Source organism: Klebsiella sp., from assembly GCF_027492335.1.
In the GTDB taxonomy this organism is placed as follows: Bacteria; Pseudomonadota; Gammaproteobacteria; order Enterobacterales; family Enterobacteriaceae; genus Klebsiella; species Klebsiella huaxiensis.
Map to the genome: position 1 here is coordinate 1 of NZ_JAPUEW010000031.1, position 19,543 is coordinate 19,543.

Annotated in this window: 15 protein-coding genes and 4 pseudogenes; 14 read left to right on the top strand and 5 right to left on the bottom strand. The window is 50.5% G+C overall.

The window, feature by feature from the left end:
* Nucleotides 1-53: 53 nt before the first annotated feature.
* Nucleotides 54-875 (top strand): annotated as a pseudogene (gene umuC / locus QVF11_RS09265) (translesion error-prone DNA polymerase V subunit UmuC); the annotation flags it as partial.
* 93 nt (nucleotides 876-968) lie between these two features.
* Here the strand turns inward: umuC and QVF11_RS09270 are convergent.
* Together QVF11_RS09270 and QVF11_RS09275 are read right to left on the bottom strand one after the other, a co-directional pair.
* Nucleotides 969-1,199 carry a plasmid partition protein ParG gene (locus tag QVF11_RS09270; RefSeq protein ID WP_032743917.1) on the bottom strand — a complete coding sequence of 77 codons (231 nt, stop codon included), beginning with the start codon at nucleotides 1,197-1,199 and terminating at the stop codon, nucleotides 969-971.
* A 49-nt stretch (nucleotides 1,200-1,248) separates the two neighbouring features.
* Complete coding sequence (locus QVF11_RS09275) at nucleotides 1,249-1,869, bottom strand: ParA family protein (protein WP_064392575.1); 621 nt, start codon at nucleotides 1,867-1,869, stop codon at nucleotides 1,249-1,251.
* Nucleotides 1,870-3,096: 1,227 nt separating this feature from the next.
* Here QVF11_RS09275 and QVF11_RS09280 point away from each other — a divergent pair.
* Complete coding sequence (locus QVF11_RS09280) at nucleotides 3,097-4,086, top strand: Rpn family recombination-promoting nuclease/putative transposase (protein ID WP_020804955.1); 990 nt, start codon at nucleotides 3,097-3,099, stop codon at nucleotides 4,084-4,086.
* 144 nt (nucleotides 4,087-4,230) lie between these two features.
* Here QVF11_RS09280 and QVF11_RS09285 read toward each other — a convergent pair whose 3' ends face one another.
* Nucleotides 4,231-5,007: a site-specific integrase gene (locus QVF11_RS09285; protein WP_287856496.1), complete on the bottom strand. Its 777-nt coding sequence runs from the start codon at nucleotides 5,005-5,007 to the stop codon at nucleotides 4,231-4,233.
* A 635-nt stretch (nucleotides 5,008-5,642) separates the two neighbouring features.
* On the opposite strand from QVF11_RS09285, the gene QVF11_RS09290 reads away from it, so the two are divergent.
* The 4 genes and pseudogenes from QVF11_RS09290 to QVF11_RS09305 form a co-directional block, all read left to right on the top strand.
* A complete protein-coding gene (locus tag QVF11_RS09290; RefSeq protein ID WP_032744124.1) occupies nucleotides 5,643-6,638 on the top strand; it encodes a nucleotidyltransferase family protein in 996 nt (331 codons plus the stop codon).
* Nucleotides 6,639-6,641: 3 nt separating this feature from the next.
* Nucleotides 6,642-7,574, top strand: a complete 933-nt coding sequence (locus QVF11_RS09295; protein WP_020805035.1) for an S-4TM family putative pore-forming effector — start codon at nucleotides 6,642-6,644, stop codon at nucleotides 7,572-7,574.
* A gap of 285 nt (nucleotides 7,575-7,859) precedes the next feature.
* Nucleotides 7,860-10,541, top strand: coding sequence for a TrlF family AAA-like ATPase (locus tag QVF11_RS09300; RefSeq protein WP_032744126.1), 2,682 nt, complete (start codon nucleotides 7,860-7,862; stop codon nucleotides 10,539-10,541).
* 106 nt (nucleotides 10,542-10,647) lie between these two features.
* Nucleotides 10,648-10,779, top strand: a pseudogene (locus tag QVF11_RS09305) (IS5/IS1182 family transposase); the annotation flags it as partial.
* Nucleotides 10,780-11,043: 264 nt separating this feature from the next.
* On the opposite strand, the gene QVF11_RS09310 reads toward QVF11_RS09305, so the two are convergent.
* Together QVF11_RS09310 and QVF11_RS09315 are read right to left on the bottom strand one after the other, a co-directional pair.
* The gene (locus QVF11_RS09310) at nucleotides 11,044-11,592 is read right to left on the bottom strand and encodes a GNAT family N-acetyltransferase (protein ID WP_017900604.1); all 549 of its coding nucleotides are present in this window, start codon (nucleotides 11,590-11,592) and stop codon (nucleotides 11,044-11,046) included.
* Nucleotides 11,576-11,899, bottom strand: a complete 324-nt coding sequence (locus QVF11_RS09315) for a type II toxin-antitoxin system TacA family antitoxin (RefSeq protein ID WP_017900603.1) — start codon at nucleotides 11,897-11,899, stop codon at nucleotides 11,576-11,578. Before QVF11_RS09315 ends, QVF11_RS09310 begins: the two co-directional genes overlap by 17 nt.
* A gap of 498 nt (nucleotides 11,900-12,397) precedes the next feature.
* Here QVF11_RS09315 and QVF11_RS09320 point away from each other — a divergent pair.
* The 8 genes and pseudogenes from QVF11_RS09320 (at nucleotide 12,398) to QVF11_RS09355 (ending at nucleotide 19,492) form a co-directional block, all read left to right on the top strand.
* Nucleotides 12,398-13,092 (top strand): annotated as a pseudogene (locus QVF11_RS09320) (IS6 family transposase).
* Nucleotides 13,093-13,246: 154 nt separating this feature from the next.
* Nucleotides 13,247-13,471, top strand: coding sequence for a hypothetical protein (locus tag QVF11_RS09325; RefSeq protein WP_223878977.1), 225 nt, complete (start codon nucleotides 13,247-13,249; stop codon nucleotides 13,469-13,471).
* A 55-nt stretch (nucleotides 13,472-13,526) separates the two neighbouring features.
* Nucleotides 13,527-14,390 carry a GTPase gene (locus QVF11_RS09330; RefSeq protein WP_020804894.1) on the top strand — a complete coding sequence of 288 codons (864 nt, stop codon included), beginning with the start codon at nucleotides 13,527-13,529 and terminating at the stop codon, nucleotides 14,388-14,390.
* A 10-nt stretch (nucleotides 14,391-14,400) separates the two neighbouring features.
* Entirely contained in the window at nucleotides 14,401-14,859 is a 459-nt protein-coding gene (locus QVF11_RS09335) for a hypothetical protein (protein ID WP_020804892.1), read from the top strand.
* Entirely contained in the window at nucleotides 14,856-16,694 is a 1,839-nt protein-coding gene (locus tag QVF11_RS09340; protein ID WP_020804891.1) for a dynamin family protein, read from the top strand. Before QVF11_RS09335 ends, QVF11_RS09340 begins: the two co-directional genes overlap by 4 nt.
* On the top strand, nucleotides 16,681-18,306 hold the full coding sequence (locus QVF11_RS09345) for a GTPase (RefSeq protein WP_020804893.1): 1,626 nt from the start codon (nucleotides 16,681-16,683) through the stop codon (nucleotides 18,304-18,306). The genes QVF11_RS09340 and QVF11_RS09345 overlap by 14 nt, the downstream gene beginning before the upstream one ends.
* Before the next feature lie 201 nt (nucleotides 18,307-18,507).
* Nucleotides 18,508-19,000: pseudogene (locus QVF11_RS09350) on the top strand (hypothetical protein).
* Between the two features lie 30 nt (nucleotides 19,001-19,030).
* Nucleotides 19,031-19,492: a hypothetical protein gene (locus QVF11_RS09355; RefSeq protein ID WP_020805464.1), complete on the top strand. Its 462-nt coding sequence runs from the start codon at nucleotides 19,031-19,033 to the stop codon at nucleotides 19,490-19,492.
* Nucleotides 19,493-19,543 lie beyond the last annotated feature (51 nt).

Sequence of the window (19,543 nt, forward strand, 5' to 3'; positions counted from 1 at the left end):
CTTCCGAGTCAGAAAGCACAACCTAAGGATAGTCAATTCCAAATAACATATAAGCGAAACGTCTTGGTATTCAAATGGGGGTGCCGTGGTTCCGGCTGAAGGACGCGCAGTTCCCTGAGAAGCTGCACGTGTTCTCCAGTAACTATGAGCTGTACGCCTCGATGTCCGCCAGGGTGATGACTCATCTGGAAGAGCTGGCGCCACGCGTGGAACAGTATTCAATCGATGAAATGTTTCTGGATATCCGGGGCATCAACAGCTGCATTGACTTTGAAGACTTCGGCCAGCAGCTGCGTGTCCATGTTGGCAACGGTACGGGACTCACCATCGGTGTCGGTATGGGCCCTACCAAAACGCAGGCGAAGTCAGCCCAGTGGGCTTCAAAAGAATGGCCGCAATTTGGTGGCGTGCTGGCCCTGACCCCGGGCAATCCCCGCCGGACGGAGAAACTGCTCTCACTGCAGCCGGTGGAAGAAATCTGGGGCGTGGGCCGGAGAATTTCGAAGACGCTGGGGACAATGGGTATCACCAACGCGCTGCAGCTGGCGCGCGCGAATCCGACCTTCATCCGGAAAAACTTCAATGTGGTACTGGAGAGAACGGTTCGTGAACTGAACGGAGAGCCGTGCATCTCGCTGGAAGAAGCGCCCCCGCCCAAACAGCAGATTGTCTGCAGTCGTTCTTTCGGAGAACGCGTCACAACGTATGAAGCCATGCGTCAGGCCGTCTGCCAGCATGCAGAACGCGCAGCAGAGAAGCTGCGCGGAGAGCACCAGTACTGCCGGCATATCTCGGCTTTCATTAAAACGTCGCCGTTCGCCATCAACGAGCCTTATTACGGCAATCTGGCAACAGAGAAACTGATGACACCCACTGGACACGCTTTACTGCCCGAACAAGACGTCAGCGGCATCACCCGGCATTGACTTCATTTAAGCAGTGAAATTCTATCACTGCTTAAATCTCAATTATTCATTTTCTTTAAGCCAGTCATCTACAAGCTTGCTAATCACATCCGTTATTGAAGTTCCATTTCTCGCGCAAGCAGCTTTAAATCTGGTATGTTTCACCTCATCAAAATTGACGTTAACACGCTTGCTCTTACCTGATGAAGCTGGAGTAGCGACCACTCTTTCAAGATCTCTATTCTCACCAAAGGTCATTTTTTTACTACCACTATGGGCCTTTTCAAGAGCCATAGACTCCCCCTTTTCATTTACTCATTTGAGTTTATAAGTAAAAGTGTAATTACTCAAAAACTTTAACTATTTCTTTTGTAAGGATTTCCACTTCACCTTTAGCGGCCCCATCATTAGATTCAAATACACTGTCACCATCCAGAATTGACTTAACATAAATTTGGCGTTGAGTAATTGCCGTTCGGAATGGTTTGACACCAGTGTCTTTAATGCTTTCTTTTAAAACATTTAGCATGGTTGCCTGCTCGATTTTTCGAGTTATGAGAAAACGAGCTTCTACTTTCCGGCTATATGCCTGAGCTTCAAGGACTGTGACAACGCTTCCCGCTGCGGAAAAATCAAGTGGGCTTGGAGTAACCGGAATGATAACTAAATCGCTGACCATTACTGCAGCAGAAGTAATTACAGAAAGCGAACCGGCGCCATCAACTATGGCAAAGTCGTATCCAGCAAGATCTTTCCTGATGCCATAAACATCTTTCTCAGACGCAGCCGTGAACACATCGAATGCGGCTTTGCCTGATTTACTCCAGTTAGTCAGACTCATCTGTGGATCTGTATCCACAACGGCGATGTTGTATCCTGCACGAGCCATTGCTGTACTAACGTTAATAACTGCGGTGGTTTTACCTGAGCCACCCTTCGGATTAAGGAAAGAAACAACCTTCATACTCATAACCCCACTTGTGTTTTTACTCAATTACTCCTATGAGTTTTTGAGTCTACCATTATATTAATATGAGCAAAAGCAAAAACACACATAAACTCAAAAGCTCAAAAGCTCAAAAGTTCAAAAGCTCAAAAGCTCAAAAGCTCAAAAGCTCAAATGAGTATAAAACTAAATGTTGAGGTTTGAGATCTCATAGCCTACCGCTTCGAACGATAACATTAGGTTATGGGTTCTTCCTCCGCTTACGGTTTAATGCGACCAGACGATGACTGTTTCAAGAGCTCGTTCAGATGAATGACTAAGAACAGAAATAACTGTTAGTAGTAAAAATGATCTTTTTTTAATCGTATAAATTTACATTTAGCGCAAGCGCCCTTCACTTGTACTCTGACATTTTTACTTTGTTCTGAATCAATAAAATCGCGATTATTAGGAATGCGTTACAGTAATAAATTAACCCATAATTGGGGTCAAGGCAGCGGATGATAAGACTTCAGGCGGGTTTAGATGTAAAAAAGCCCGACTGGTGATCGGGCTTTTTTACATCCAAAACTAAGCTGGTACTCAGATCTGGAATGGAACTATCTTTAACTGACGGTTGAATGATACCCCCCACTCTTTACTCTGATCAATCTGATTTACAAGAGCCAGCTAACACATTGATTAGACTCTGGCTGACTAACAGGTGGTGCTGAGTCAGTACCATTACCTGAGTGGAACTATCTTTAACTGACATTAAAGATTAAAAACCGAATGACAGAGTGGAAGGGTTCATTCGGTGTTCTACTCTCCAGAAAAGGAGAGAAAATGGAGACTCTTACAAAAGTCATCCAGGCTCTGAAAGCGCTCATTGTGCTTTTAGAGTTAATTCGCTGGTTCTTCTAACAACCAGCTCACCCAAGAGCCAGGATTCCCTGGCTTTTTTATTAACCAATCCTAGATCGCTCGCCAATATGTAACATTAGGGTATACGTCAACGATACCGGGAGCTTCCTCCGCCTCCGGACTGATGTGACCAGATATGTGAGGCCATAAACGGCAAGACCACTTAAATATCTTCAGAGACGTCTGTAACTGTAGAGTGAATGGTATGCCAGGGAAGAGGAGAGGGGGACAGAACCACCCCGGCACTGCCCCCCCCGGAAGAAACAGAAAGTCCCCTCCACGCGAATGTTAGCATTTTTTGCCTGTGATATTATGACAACGTTATTTTCAGAGCATGGACCGATGAAAAAGAAAACCACCACGCCCACACCCCACGATGCGACATTCAGGCAGTTCCTGACGCAGCCGGAAATAGCCCGGGATTTTATGGAGCTGCACCTCCCGGCAGAACTGCGTGCCATCTGTGACCTCACGACGCTGAAGCTGGAATCCGGCTCGTTTGTTGAGGATGACCTCCGCCAGTATTTCAGCGACGTTCTCTATAGCCTGAAAACCGCCGGCGGCGACGGCTACGTTCACGTGCTTATTGAGCACCAGTCGTCGCCGGACAGGCACATGGCGTTTCGCCTGATACGTTACGCGGTAGCCGCCATGCAGCGCCATCTGGAAGCGGGCCATAAGAAGTTGCCCCTGGTGATACCGGTCCTTTTCTATACAGGTAAACGCAGCCCCTATCCGTACTCCACCCGCTGGCTGGATGAGTTTGACGACCCCGTGCTGGCAGGCAACCTCTACAGCAACGCTTTCCCGCTGGTTGATGTGACCGTTATTCCGGATGATGACATCGCCGGCCACCGCAGTATGGCCGCCCTGACTTTACTGCAGAAACATATTCATCAGCGCGACCTCGCTGAACTGGTTGACCGTCTGGCGCCCATTTTGCTGGCCGGATACCTGTCTTCATCCCAGGTCATATCACTGGTACACTATATCGTGCAGGCAGGCGAAACAGCCGACGCCGAAGCCTTTGTACGCGAACTGGCACTGCGTGTGCCGCAACACGGGGACGCACTTATGACCATCGCACAGCAGCTTGAGCAGAAAGGTATTGAGAAGGGTATCCAGCAGGGAATCGAGCAGGGGCTCGAGCAGGGCATCCAACTAGGTGAACAACGTGGTATTGAAAAAGGCCGCAATGAAGGAAAACTGGAAGGCAAACTGGAAGGCAAGCTGGAAGTTGCCCGTACCATGCTCAGGAGCGGCATTGACCGCAGTACCGTGATGAAAATGACCGGTCTGACTGAAGACGACCTGGCGCAGATCCGCCACTGATTCATCCCTCCTGATAACGCATTTACTGCCCGGATGAGGCAAAGTACCTACCCGGCATTTCATTCTGAACCCCTTGTCTGTTCAGAACTCGCTTCTGGACAGACAAGGGGTTGGACAAGCCTGCTGCGCGTCAGCCTGTAGCCGTTAAATTCGTTCTTTCAGCATCGCCACCGCCTCGGTCCCCGGCATCTGGAACTGAACCCGGTGACGTGCCGCCACATCGAGCGCAAACACCTTCGTGTAGACCTCCGTTGAGCTCACTGACTTGTGGCCCATCAGGCTCTGCAGGACCTTCAGCGGAATGCCGGCATACAGCATGTGCATCGCATAACTGTGCCGGAACGTGTGCGGTGTGACCGGCACAGAGAATGACACCCCGTCAGCGGCCGCATTCTCCACTGCTTCATTCAGCCAGGTCCGTACCGTCCGGTCAGTGACCTCCCAGATACGCGCCTTTTCGGTTCTGCCGGTACGCTTATTACGTCGCTCGAGCGGAATTTTCAGGGTGGCCACCATCATCTGCAGCTGGCTGACGTACTGGTGATCGGAGAGAGGCACCAGACGGTGGGCCTGACTGCCTGCAGGGGCACGACCGGCTGTTCTGGCCGCTTTCTCGGTGCGCTGCTTGAGTGTGGCCAGCTGCACGAACGGATACGGTGGCGTCAGCGAAAAATCCCCTCTTGTCAGCGCCAGCGCCTCGTTAATGCGTGCGCCTGTGTTCCAGAGCGTCGCCAGAAGCATCTTGCGATGAAGATCCGGGACGTAGTGGAGTAGTGCGCTAACTTCCGGCGCCAGCATGTATTTGGGGAGTTCGTCATGAACAAGAGCCATCTGCCGGAGCGCCAGAGCAGCAGGGTAGTCAATAGACACCGGTAGCTGTACTGGCAAATTATGGGATGTATGAGAAATAAGACTCGTCATGACCATTACCTCCTGCCTTTACTATCATAATTCTCCAAACAATTGGGCATTCTTCTTGGCATTCTTCACTTCCAGTACATTTCTGTGCCAATATTTTTTACGCTGACTTCTAAGTCTGCCAAACGCTGCCTGCTTACCTCTCAGATGGACAGAATCCGGCAATCCAACTTCTCTGCGTAGTTTGGCGGCCAGAATAAAAGCGAATATGCCCATTTTCAAACAGTCAATGGAGAGTGGCACGGATACCATTGGATAGTCATTAAATCTCCTCTGTTCTAAGCGTAACAACAGATCCGCTTGATGTGTTTCAAGTACGCGGAGCCGGAATATTACAATTTCCGGATCTCAGGTGGAATACAGCAGGATCTGTGCTGATAATGCAACATTAAGTATAGATTTTTAATATAATTGCATTATTGCTTAATTTGCATCAATAACTTAAACGATTTACATAATTATCAATAAAAGAGTGAGGTTCTTATTTCCCGTGTAAATTATATGCCCTTGTAGAGAGCGAGGCGGTTTTGAACTTGCGGTAATAAGAATAAAATGTACCGACTCTTCCGGGGTACTGAGGTGTTCAGGTTTACGGCAGAGCCCTGCGCGTTTTGTATGAAAAAATTAAAGGACTGAACATGGCGACCACAGTAATAGCTGCCTTTAACGAATTTATGAAAGATACCGTGAATCTCGAAAAGGCAGACACCGATGACGCGCGTGCAAGTCGCGACTGGCTAATCGGTAAGATTAATGATTTTGAAAACGACGAGGTTTTTCCGGTGAGTTATCCCGGGATCCACATTGCTTTCGGTTCATTCGCAAGAAGAACCAAAATTCGTCCGCTTGATGATATCGATCTGATGTTTGGCTTAACCGGGCAAGGTGCCACCTATACCATCCTGAGTGACCGGGTAACTGTAACCTCCTCCGGAGAGGGTTCACGTCTGCACCGTTACCGCCATTCCGGGGCAGACACCGTCTGCTCCGTCAGAATTCTGAATGCCTTTAAAAGCCGTCTGCAGGATGTTGCCCAGTATGCCCAGGCTGATATCAGGCGTAACCAGGAAGCCGTCACGCTTAAGCTGGTCAGCAAGGACTGGAATTTTGACATCGTACCCTGCTTTATTACGAGCGAAGATGCCTTTGGACGGACTTACTATCTGATCCCCGACGGCAACGGCCACTGGAAGTTTACCGACCCCCGCAAAGACAGGGACAGAGTCACAACTATCAATGTGCAGAATGACGGCAATGTGCTCAATGTCATCAGAGCAGTTAAATACTGGCAGCGGCGACCGACGATGCCTTCCATGAGTTCCTACCTGCTGGAGACGCTGATTCTGGACTATTACGCCGTCAGGACATCCTGCTTATCGTTTGTCGATATGGAGCTGGAATCGCTTTTCCGCCATCTTGGTCTTTTCGTACAGTACTCCGTCAACGATCCCAAAGGCATACAGGGGGATATCAACTCTCTTTCAGCCGAGGCTCGTAAGGCGATATCGGACAGATGTTATCTCGATGCGCAGAAGGCATCGGAGGCGAGACGGTTTGAAGATAATAAAGAGTATGAAAAATCCATCAATAAATGGCGCGACGTGTTCGGGCCGTCCTTTCCTGTTTACGGGTGAACCATGAATGCCATTTACACGAACCAGTCGACCAGAGAAAACCTGGATTTACTGTATGCGCAGGCCCGTGTCTACGACAGGGTAAAAAACTGGAACAGGCTGAATTTTCTCTTCAGCATCATCGTGCCGCTCCTGCTTTCGCTCGTTACCGTATACAACCGGAGCCGGGGATTTGTCGATTCAGAGCTGTTGTCTTCACTGTTGGGGTTGTATGGACTTCTGGTACTTACCTTTAACATTGCCATCAGTGGACACATCTCAGCACTGCGCAGGAAGGCTGCCTCAATCCAGGAAATGTACGACTGCCGGGTACTTGGCATCCGTCGCAATGAACTGAAGGTGGAGGAGATCCCACGGGATGACATCATACGGGCAGCGGCATATTTCAGAGACAGTCCGGAAAAAGCACGAAAGCGATTTGGTGAAGAGGGATGGTACGTCAATAAGGTGTATGACGCGCCGCAGGCCGTAATGGCGCTCCTGTGCCACGGAAAAAACCTCGGCTGGGACAAATCGCTAAGGGAGGTGCTGCACGTGTTTTATCTTTCAGCATTCATTGTCTCGCCTGTCGCGATGCTTGTTTACGGCATCGCCATGAAATCTGGGCTGAATGAGATCCTTTTCTATGTAGTGTTCACATTGCCGGTCATCCGCTATTTCTTGCTTCAGTTTCTGGATAATCGCAGCAGTATGAAAAGAAGCGAGAAGCTGAAAAAATACGTTGAGAAGGAATTATCCGGCATCAGGGTTTCCGGAAGGGCAGAAGAAGAGCAACTGGGTTATACGCTCCGGAATATCCAGGATGAGATGTTCGCTTACCGGGCTTCATGTCCGCCCGTTCCCAACGGTATTCAGCTGATAATGAAACCCAAAAATGAGCAAATTTATGTTGATTACTTTGAAACGAATCTGAAGGAGCTGCACCTTCAGGAGTAATCCCTCCTTAGCTCCGGTATAGGATTTACGTATGCCGGAGCACATCACGATAAACCATTCAGGTTGCCTGACTTTCAGCGTAAACACATAGTCACCTTCTCCTCAGATAGTTAGCATCCGGCTTTGCCTTTTTTCGGATCTCAGAGGAAGAAGATAAGAATTATTGCATTTAAAGCCATAATCTTCACTGCCAGTGGCATTCATGAAGGCATAGTGAAATAAAATGGCAACATAACGAAATCCTCATTATTATAAGGGAAATATTCTCATTATAAAGGATCGTCTGTGAAAGGTTCAGAATGGAATAAATGGGATTTACATATTCACAGTCCGATGACGTGGCAGGCCAATGGTTACTCCGACCAGTGTGATATAGAGCGCTATGTACATCTACTCGGAGAAAAGCAACTTTCTCTTGTCGCCGTGACCAACTATTTTTATTTCCGGCAGAATGAGCTGGAAACGATCAGGGAAGAGATTGCCCGTCAGGGTCTCAATATAACCGTGCTGGGAAATGTGGAATTCCGCCTTGATCAACAGAACAAGGCCGGGGATTTTATTAATGTCCATATCCTTTTTTCAGATAAGGTGAGCACCGAACGTATTAACGAAGCCCTAGCCCGTTTTCCGCTCCGGTTAACAGACGGCGACAGAAAGGCCATTTACTGCTGTGAAAAGAGCGTCATGGAAAGCGGCCATGGTGTGGATACCATTGTGGTGGCGTTCAGTGCACTGCTTGAGCATCTCAGTTCCGCATTCCGCCCGTTCAGGGATTACCTAGTGGCCGTCTGTCCGAACGGGTATGGCGGTTATCGACCCGACGCAAATGGGCGCTCTGCGGCAATCGCAACCGAGATCGACCGTCAGGGACATATTATTTTCGGCGGAAAGGGCGATCGTGAATTTTTTATGAAAACGAATCGTTATGACGATGCTGGCGTCAAACCCGTCTTCCTCTGCTCCGATGCACACCGGGTGGAGGATATCGGCAGCCGTTACACTTGGGTAAAGGCGCTTCCGACCTTCGAGGGGCTTCGCCAAGCGTTACTGGAGCCTGAAGGCCGACTGAGGCTCGGGGATGAGTGGCTGACTGAGCTCACGCCAAAAGCGCATTTCAGTCAGATCGATATTGAAGGGACGATTTTTGATGGCCAGGAAATCAGCTTCAGGAAGCTGTCCATCCCCCTTAGTCAGGATATGGTGGCGATTATTGGCGGCCGGGGCACAGGTAAAAGCCTGCTGCTTGATGCGCTCCGTTCCCGCTTTGCCGGTACCGCGGCACGGGGAAGCGAGCAACGTGAAGTGAATGTTCAGTATCTAAGTATTGAATTGGATAAAGCCAATGGTGAGAAGATACGATTTGATGCCCGTTCAGAAGGGTATGAGTATCTGCATGTGTCTCAGGGGGAAATCAAAAAACTCTGCCAGGAGCCGGGGCTCATCAGTGATGAGATCAAGAAAATGCTGAGGCTGACACCGGTTCATGAGGCGGGTGATACGGCCACACAACTGGCAGAAAACCTCAGCGCCTGGCGTGCCTGGCGTGAATTCAGTTTGTACAGGAATGAGCATTCAGAGCCGGTGAATACGCGTGAGTTTCAGCAGCAGATCATCAGAGGCGCTCAGGAAAAAATTGAGGTTCTCACAAGTGACCGCAATAAGGCATTGATTGAGACGTTTCGTGAAAACAGCCGGCGTCAGACATTGCTGGTTCAGATGCGGGATAAATTAACGGGTGTGCGTGCGGACATTGCGACGGCCGAACATAACCTGAATGCCAGCATAGCGGCTATTAATGCTGACTCTACCGCTCAAGAAGCGATCCCGCTCGTAGATCTGTCAGCACAGACAGAGGCTGTTGCGCGCAGGCTTCTATCCGTGCAGGAGCAGACGGCACAGTTCGGGCGTGATAACGACGAGATTATTGGCGCTTTCCGTGAGCAGGGACTGGGACAGGACATCACAGGGTTGCTGGAAAAAGTACATGAATATCAGCGTCAAACGGAGCTTGCGGAAACGCATTTGCGTGAAATAGCGCGTCGAGAGACACAGTACCAGACCGGACTGGAACAACGCGCCAAGGTTGCGGCTGAATTCATGGATGGATTGCTGTCCAGACAGGGTGTGATCGATACGGCTTTCGCGTCGCTAACCAAAAAACCACATCTGACGCAGGACCAGCAGGCCCTGATAAAAGACATTCTTACGGATATCCGCATTTATGGACAGCCACACTTTGATATAAAGGCCTTTTATGATGGAATGCTCAGTTGTCTGAACCGAGGACGATTCAGGGCTAGCGGGGAGCTGACCTCTGTTGACAGGCTTCGGGAGGTGTTCAGGGTCAGCGGTATTGATGAGTTTCGGGCACTGCAGGCAAATGAACCCATGCTGGTTCTGCCGGAATTTTCGGACAAAAAACTGACCGTCGAAGAGTTCTTCTGGCGTGATGAATATTTTAACAGTCAGGGACCGGATTCACTACTCAGTTATCTGTTCAGTCCGGAGCAGATCCAGCGCTATCTGAACGTCAGGGCGGAATTTGAATACAAAGGCAAAACGGTCGAAAAACTGTCAGCCGGTCAACGGGGGACCTTCTATGTCTGCCTTAAACTGGCGACGGACGCCTTCGGATCGCCATTTGTATTCGATCAGCCAGAAGATGACCTAGACAATGACTTCATCATGCACAGTCTGGTACCTCTCTTCAGAAAAATAAAACAGTACAGGCAGGTCATTATCGTGACGCATAACGCCAACCTGGTGGTGAACTGTGATGCTGAGCAGGTCATCATCGCCACTAATAATGATGAAGTCATCAGTTACCGTAGCGGGGCGCTTGAATACGGAGATCATGATGCGCCAAACAGCATGCGCAAGGCAATATGCGATGTGCTTGAGGGAGGCCGTCAGGCGTTCGAAGCCCGTGAGCAAAAATACGGCATGTTGTGGCTTAAAGCCATCTAAGGGGTCTGAGGGCCAATGGAACGGAAACGTACGTTAAGGATTTAATTCATTGTTTAAATTAAAATTTAATGTCATCGGATCGCCGTTTAAAATATCATCCGATAGCGTGAAGCAGCTGTTCGGTGGTTCACTGACGCTGCGGGACTAGGATGGACAGGTTGCAAAGGCTCTGACCATGATACGTGCGCTGAGCATAATGACGAAGGCAGGAATGCCAGAAAGCGAGCGTATTGCCTGACATCAGCAACCGGCTATGGGGATGCTTATCCCAAATCTGATTTATTCCACAAAACCTTTCAGGGGTTGTGTAGGGTACAGGCTCGGAACCCCAAAAACGCGATAACCACCCATTGGGTGGTTATCGCAAACGCTGTCTGCTTTTGGCTCATCATCACCTGACCTAAGGGAGAAGCAAATCCATGAGGTCACTCAAACAGCGATGAGTGAGTCGCTGTGAAGCCACACTGCTATGGCTTCACCACTGTGATCTGTAAAAAGGCCATCAGGCGCTTTTTTCCAGTTCTTTAGCTTCCCGTAACGTGTCCATTGAAATGAACATTGGGATTGTATCGTTGGCAGAGACCTCTTCACGCGTAGCTTCAAAATCGAAGCTTTCGTAAAAAGCCCTTGCACCAACTTTAGCATCAAGGTAAACCCCTTTAATGCCCTTCACAAATGCAGCGCTCTCGACGCAGTAATCGAGAATAGCGCGCAACAACTCTTCACCCCAGCCCTGCCTTTGGTATTGCTTATCGATGGCAATCATTGGGATTTTCATCACCGCAAACACAGGTGGTACCGAATATGGGAATGTTCCATCAGGAACTTCATCGCGGCCCAACTGATACAAAGAGGCCGTCACAAACCCTACAACTTTATCGCCTTTAAGAAGCAATAACCCGTGGATGTTGTCACGGCCACACTGGCGCTTTAACTGCTGTAAATAACCATTCAGCACTTTTTCGCCACAATCGAACTGCTTAATCCCGGTGATTTCTACATCGGAATCAGCCTTTATTACGCGGAACTGCTCATTAGTAATCTCGGACATACCTTGTTTCCCTTGTCATTAGCGCACGGAGTTTCTCTCCCGGCTGACGAGGTGAATTAATGATGTCGTTTAGATGATTCCACTCCTGTTCGCTGAGCACTCGCATTCGCTGTTCATCTAGCGCCTGCTGAGCTGCGCGTGTAGCAGCCATCAAAATAAACGCACTCATATCCACCCCAACCAGCGAGGCTGCTTCTTTCAACTTCTCTTTTATGTCGGCGCTGGTTCTCAGCTCGACACGTGTGTCTTTGGCTCCAGCCAAAGCCAGGCTTGCGGAACCACCAGTCACATTGGTGTTTCTCATCATGTATTCTCCACGAACAATTTTTTTATTAAAAAATTCAGTTATATACCTCCACAATTAATGATCATCGTAAATTTCCTTTTGTGTTGGTTTCTATAAGAAGACGTATGGCCCTACTGTTTCCATTCATCTGACTGTTACATATTATGTGATTGATATTTAAATAATTTTCACGTGACTGTTTGATTGACTCATTACCAGCTGAATTAATAGAAGTCGCTTTGATAGACATAGAATTTCCTTTTATAGTAGATGACATGAATAAGTATATATGATTGATATTTAAGTAATTTAATCGTGTTTTATTGAATTTAAATTTTTAGCTAACTTTCTTTAGCTACCCACATAGTTTTGCATGCTTCGTAACCAGTGTCAACTAAAGCCGTACGCTGTACGTACAATATATCCGGGTGTTGTACGGGTGCCGTTTAGGCTCTGTCGCATTAAGGCCGCGTCAGATAACATGCTGTTTTTTTGTAATGTTGCCGATAGTTACAGTTAATGTCTCTGATCCGAAATACCTTCAAACGTCTGCACGATCCCGTCGACGTTATTGCTCAGTGTGTCCGCTGGTATCTGGTTTACTCACTGAGTCTGCGTGATCTCGAAGAGATGATCGCGGAATGTGGTCTTCATGTTGACCACTCCACGCTTCACCGCTGAGTTATCCGTCTGGTACCATTGTTGGATACTGTGTTTCGTCGGCATAAACGGGCGGTAGGTCGTCGATGGCGAATGGATGAAACCTACACATAATTAAAGGCTAGTGGAAGTATCTGTATCGCGCGGTCGATACATCAGGGCACACCATCGACTTTTTGCTGACCGCCAGACGGGACTCTGCTGCCGCCTTACGCTTCTTTTGCAAGGCGATTCGCCATCACGGCGAACCGGAAGTGGTCACTATCGATAAAAGTGGCGCCAACACCGCAGCGTTGGCCACGCTCAACGCCGGCAAACCCGATGAGGAAACGATTACCATCAGGCAAAGCAAGTATCTGAACAACCTGGTTGAGCAAGATGATCGAAATATCAAACGTCGAATACGCCCGATGCTGGGATTTAAATCGTTTCGCCGGGCACAGGCCATTCTGGCCGGCATTGAATTGCTCCACATGATACGCAAAGGACAATATCAACATCCGGCAGGTGATGGAATGTCACCTGCGGAACAGTTTTATTTACTGGTAGCCTGAATAATCGACAACGCCAGATTTTGCTGGCATTGCCTCCGTTAATATGACAGAACCCAGTCATCTCGGTGGCGTCAGTCCAGAGGCCTTTGAGCTGGTCTCGTCGTGAGGACAGAATTTGTCTACGGGCGTGGGGTCAGTCCAACATGGCGACTTCTTGCCCACGATTGATTTCTGCCCGGTGATTTTCAAAGGCACCTATGACGAACAAAACTGGCAGGTACTGAGTCAGCGCTGGGACAACCTGCGTGCACAGTTGCACGGCAATCCCTTCTCCGCCAGTGCGCTGCAGGATCATGCTCTGCATAAAGAACTTATTCAGTCGGTGCTGGACAGTGCGCCGAACTTCTCTCCGTTAAAGAGAGCGCATGACAAAGATTAGTTTGCCAGTTTGTTACTGACAGAGAAAAAAGTTGAGCCAACCACAAGGATTCACAATGGGGAATATTGACGGACTGACGCTGATGCAGAGAGAAGATCCTTCATTCGCTGAGCACTACCTGCGTTGGGAAAGTATCAGACAGACCTCAGCATCCCATCAGGTTGCCATTTGCGGCCTGATGAATGCAGGGAAAAGCGCATTACTGAATATGCTGACCGGACACCTGGAACAGGAGTATTTCGCCACCGGCGCGAGTCGCACCACGGCAGACGTACAGTCAATGACCACGGAAAACATTGACTGGCTCGACACGCCAGGCATTGATGCCAGTGACAGCGATGATCACACCGCCTTGCGTGGCATATTGCGTGCGGATTCGGTTCTTTTTGCCCATACCCTGCGCACCGGCACGCTTGAGCAGGTGGAACTCGATTTTCTTGATACGCTGATGCGCCATATCCCCGCTCTGCCGCAGCGATTGATTGTGGTGCTCACCCACGCTGACAGTGTGGAAACCCATCAGCAAGAGAGCATTGATTCCATTACGCGGATTCTCTCCACGCGTTTTGCCGAACAGTTGCCGCTGTTTGTCACCTCAAGCCCGCGTTTTATTAAAGGTACGCTGACGAATAAGCCTAGGCTGGTTCAGCGCAGCGGTATTCCGCAGTTGCTGGCAGCCATCACCACCCGTGTCAGTAGGGCCAATGCATCGCTCGTCTCAGGGCGGGCGCTGGAAAAAGTTCATCTCGACATCATGCTCAAGGGTGCTATCACTGAGGCTCTTGCTCAGCGCGAAGAGAAGTTGAGCGCACTAATGCTGCAACATAAAGAAGAGGAGAAGGCGTTTCGCAAGGCAGCAAAACAGCTGCTAAACGCCCTGCGTCAGCGTATCCCTGATGAGAATAAATCTGACATTTAAGGAAATAACGATGTGGTGGTTACTTATTCCTGTTGTAGGCGCAGTGATTACAGCCGTTGCCGCCTCAGACAGCAGCAGTTCATCTTCTTCATCTGACACCGGCAACAGCCGTGAAACGGCGGCTCGCGAAGCGCTGGAAAAAGAGCAGAGGCGTAACCGGGAGTTGAACCAGGCGGCATTGGTTCAGGATGCCCGCAAAGGCCTGAAGAGGCTGCTGGCCGATCATCCCGCTTTTCTGAAACGCACCCAGCCCGATGACTGGCACACGCTGACGGCGTTCAATCTCGAAAATGCGTTGAGCACCCCGGCGACGGTGAATAACAGTTTCTCGAAACTGCGGGCGCTGTTACCGGATCTGGAATATGTCGGCAACGACAGTGAGGTGCAGATGCATATTCATCAGTTGCAGGGAGAGATGGCGGAGCTGCTCGCACTCAGTCAGCGTCTTTCTGAGGAGATGGATCAATGATTACCTCACCCGCCAATCGTAATGAACTGCTCGCCGTGTTTTCGCAGGTGGCAGAAGGCTTTAGCGCCACAGGCAACAGGATCAAACAGTACGAAGCGCTAATCAGCCCGCTGCTGGCGGCGCTCACCGACACGCAACAGCGTGATCCCTGGGCCAACAGCGCACTCCGACGTGACCATCCCTTTTTGCAGTTTGTTGAAGACCACACTGCGCAGCTGCGTGAGATGCTGCGTCTTCAGGTCGGGGAGATGCTCAGCTATCAACGAAAAAACATTTTTCGTCAGAAGTTTGATGATGCGTTGATGGTCTACGTTTACGGTAAAGTCAAAGCCGGTAAATCCTCCTTTGGCAATTTTATTGCCTGGGGCCATCCCTGCCCGGATGCAGCGCTGAAAAGCCAAGTCGAACCGAAACCCGCCTTCTTTTGTGAAGTTGATAGCGGTACAACAGAAAAGATGTCGGCAGAAAAAATGGCACGCCAGCAACACTTTTCCGTCGGCGTATCGGAAACTACCAGCGCTATTCAGGGTTTCACCCTGCCTGGACTGACCTGGATTGATTCGCCCGGAATTCACTCGGTGACCGCTGAGAATGGTAGGCTGGCGCAGGAGTACAGCGATGCCGCCGACCTTATCATCTATCTGACCAGTTCCAGCAGCCCCGGCAGGAAAAGCGATCTGGAGGTGATGCGCGAAGTTGTTGAGAAGAACAAGCCGATGATGGTGCTAATCCCGGCCAGCGACATTATCGATGAAGATGAAGATGATGAAGGTAATCCCGTTTCTCAACTGATCATGAAGTCAGATGCCGATCGCGTCGATCAGGAAAACTATGTCAGCGAGTCGCTTTCTGCTCTGGTGGACAGCCATAAAGTTGGCGTCACGGTGCAATCCATCTCGGTCGAGTATGCGCGACAAGGCGCAGAAACTGAGCGCAACGCGCGCTGGCAGGAGAGCGGTTTAGAGACGTTTGCCGAAACCGTTGCTCGGATCGCGCAGTCCGATGGCATCAGGATGAAACAACGTACCCCGCTGATTAACCACAAAAATGTTTGCGATTACCTGACCCGCAGTGGCGATGAGATCATCGCGCTGTTGAATGAAGTGTCCGCCGGACTGGATGACGCCGCGCAAAAACTGCATCAGGAGTGTGAACGCCTCTGTCTTGAGCTGGAGGAGCGGCTTAAGCCAAAAATCGAACGTCTGATTGAACGTTACGCGATGGATAACCGCCAGTACCTGTCGCACTGCGCCAGAGTGTGGGAAGATGAGATCGCGACCAGCAAAACGGCGCTGCTTGAACAGGTTCAGCAGGGCTTCGACCAGTTGACGCTTAACCTCAATCAACTGGATGTGATTGACGAGGCGATACCGGGTTTTGAAAAGCGTACAGAGCGCATCGCTTTTAACTCACGTCTGGGGGAAAACGTCGGTAAAGCCGGCGGGGCGGCCGTCGGCACGGCGATCGGTGCCTTCGCGGGAAGCATCATTCCGGGTATTGGAACGGCTATCGGTGCCGGCATCGGCGGTTTACTTGGTGGCATGGTGGGCGGCTACGGTGGCGGCAAAATTGGAGAGAATTTCAATTCAACCGAATATGAAGATATCGAAGTCGGCGATAACCGCGTGGAGGTGGCGTTAAAAACCCGCAAAGTGTTAAGCCAGCGGGCTGAACGCGAGCTGGGCGCGGTAACGGTCATGCTGGAGAACGCCTTCTATGGCGATATCAAAGCCTGGGTGACAGAGATCCATACTGCTCTGACGTCATTACAACTGGAATTACGTAGCCAGCATCTGGCCCTGACAAAGGAGTTGCTTAACAATGAACCTGCCTGATTATCAACACGTTTTTGATGTTTACCATCACTGCCAGGAGACGCTCGAAGTGGGTTTACCTGCGGGTGAAGCGGCCTTGCTGGGCAAACGCCTGATGACGAAAAGCGAGCAATTGCAGCCAGTGATTATGGTTTACGGCGTCTATAACGCCGGAAAAAGCACCTTGCTGAACGCATTAATGGGCCGGGCTGATGCTGAGATGGCAGACAGGCCCATGACCGATCAGGTGACGGGCTATCAGTGGCGCGGCTATACGCTGTATGACACGCCGGGCATCGATGCTCCGCAAGAACATCAGCAAGTGACGGAAGCGCATTTGCGCGAATCCGATGTCGTGTTGTTCGTCGTCGCCACGGGAGGCGCGGTCGAGGAGCAATCGACCTGGCAGGCGCTGATCTCGTTGGTCGAAAAAGAGCGACGGGTCATGCTGATCGTCAACAATAAAACCGGCCTCAAACCTGAATCACATGAATATATTCATCTTGTCGATCAGCTCAGACAGCGGCTTCAGTATGCCGCCGACGAGGAACAGATCGACGATATACTCAGCAAAGTCAGTATTCATCTGGTGAATGCCCGTTCGGCACTCAAGGGAAGGCTTGAGCAGAAGTCAGGACTAATCAACTCAAGCGGGATCACCTTGCTGGAAGAGCAACTGTCGCAATTTTTGCAGGAAACCGATCAGTACAGCGTGCTCGATACCTGTTACAGCGACCTGCGTCAGGCCATTGATACCGCCCTGCTCTCGCTCGCGAAAATCGCCGCCAGTCCGGAAAGCGAGGCCTTGCAGGACGCCAGACTGCGCGTAGAGAGTGAGTGCGAGCGCCTGAGCCTGCAACTCCATGATCATTTAGAGAAAAACATTCAGAAGCATCAGCATGTCCTAGCAGGCACCATTGATGACCTGCTGGAAAACTGCCGCTCTAAGCACGTCTTTGAAGCGGATCTCAGCCGTGAACTGGAAGTGGTTTCAGATAAGATTTTCCAGCAACAGCAGGCATTACTGGAAAGTGAACTGCCCAAAACGCAGCGCAAGCTGGAGGACATTGGTGAAACCTTGCAGGTCGCCGAGATGCGGCAGGCTCAGGCCGAAAGTCCCGACGTAAAAGCTTTCCAGAGTGAAGACGAGGAATCTGCCTGGAAACAGGGCTTGAAGCAGGTGATGGGCCACAGCGACAAACTGGATGTGAATGCCCTTGCCGAAGCAGGCGCCAAAAAAGGGTTAGTGATTGCCAAAGATCTGTTGCCAAATCTGTTTAAAGGGATTGGGAAAAGAACCATCGAGCGCTGGGCCGCTACGGCAGGACGCTTAGCAGGCCCTGCCATTGCTCTGGGCGTGGGAGCCTGGAACATTTATCAGGCCGTGAATGAAAATGAAAAATTAAGACAGGCAAGACGTCGCCGTCGAGAAGCCGCAGAAGACACCGCCGCCACGCTGATGGATGGGCTGAAACAGGCGTGGCAGGGGGTGATTCGCGAGGTGGTGAATGAGATTTTCGAACCAGTAGACGCTTTCCTGAAACAGCGAAAAAACGAGCATCAGCAGCAGAGCGATCTCACCGCAAAACGCATTGAGGAATTAGAAACAGCCAAACGGGCTCTGTCGCATTAACGGAGGTAAGTCAGTAAAGCCTCGCGTTGTCGATTATTCAGGCTGCCAGTAAATAAAACTGCTCCGCAGGTATTAGACGTCAACTAGTTTTGCCGACTGGCGCCAACTATTCTGGCCGCATCCTTTAGTGCGACGTTAAGTCGCGCTGGTTACTGCCTTTGCCGTCTTTTTCCTGTAGCTTTCTCCCTTCAGTTCGAACATATATCCGAGGAGATCCAGACCGCTTCAGTACTTGATATTGAGCGGGTGCTGGAGCAGGGCGGCGACGCCCCGGTGTACGGGCCGAACCTGCGCGCCTCCTGCAGGCGCATGGAAGCCGCGGGCTGGCTGCGCACCCTGCGCGCTCCGAACCTGCAGCTGGCCGTCGAGCTGACGAAGGCCGGTCGCGGCATTGCAGAACCGCTCTACCAAGGCTGAAACGGCACGACAACGGCTGACAGACGTCCGGCGTCTGCCGTTACGCCAGATGGCTGCCGGCGACGCGGTGGAGCTGCAGCTGGGTGATGGCCGTTACTTCCTGCGGGAAGCGGCCTACGTGATCCGTCTGGACGGTACCACCTGCCTGCAGCTGACGGATGCCGGCGGCATACGCCGGATAAAAGAGGGCGATCCCCTGCAGGTGGCCAGCTGGTATCAGGCCTGTTTTGATGCAGGCCTGCCGGTCACCGTCCAGGTGAATGAGAGCCGGGACTGATCGCCACCACACAAGGAACAGGAGCATAAAATGAAAGTCACTGAACCCAGACTGAATACGCTGATCGATAACCTGAACACCCTGATTTGTGAGGACAGCCTGCTCACGCGCAAGGAGCGTGAAACGCTGGTACTGGCCGTCGCCGCCATCGGCGCCATGAAAGCGCGCGTCGGCATGAAAAAGCCCGCGATACCGGCATCGTCGAAACCGAAGGAAGAGAAACAGGCACCTGTACCTGACCCACGCTTTCCGAATGCCCGCCAGGCCTGGGTGGCTGAAGAGGAAACTTTATTACTGGATGCGCTCGATGGCGTCCCGAATGATGATATTGGTAAGCATCTTTTCTGGCTTTCCGAGAAACTGGGGAGAACACCGTTCAGCGTCGCCTGCAAAATCGCGTCACAAAGACATTTGACAAATGGTTGGAAAGAGCAGTTCAGGGAAGTTTCTGATAAAATTCGTTTGTCCGGTCTGAGTATCAGTGAATATTAGGGAAGGTGCGAACAAGTTCCTGATATGAGATCATCATATTCATCCGGAGCG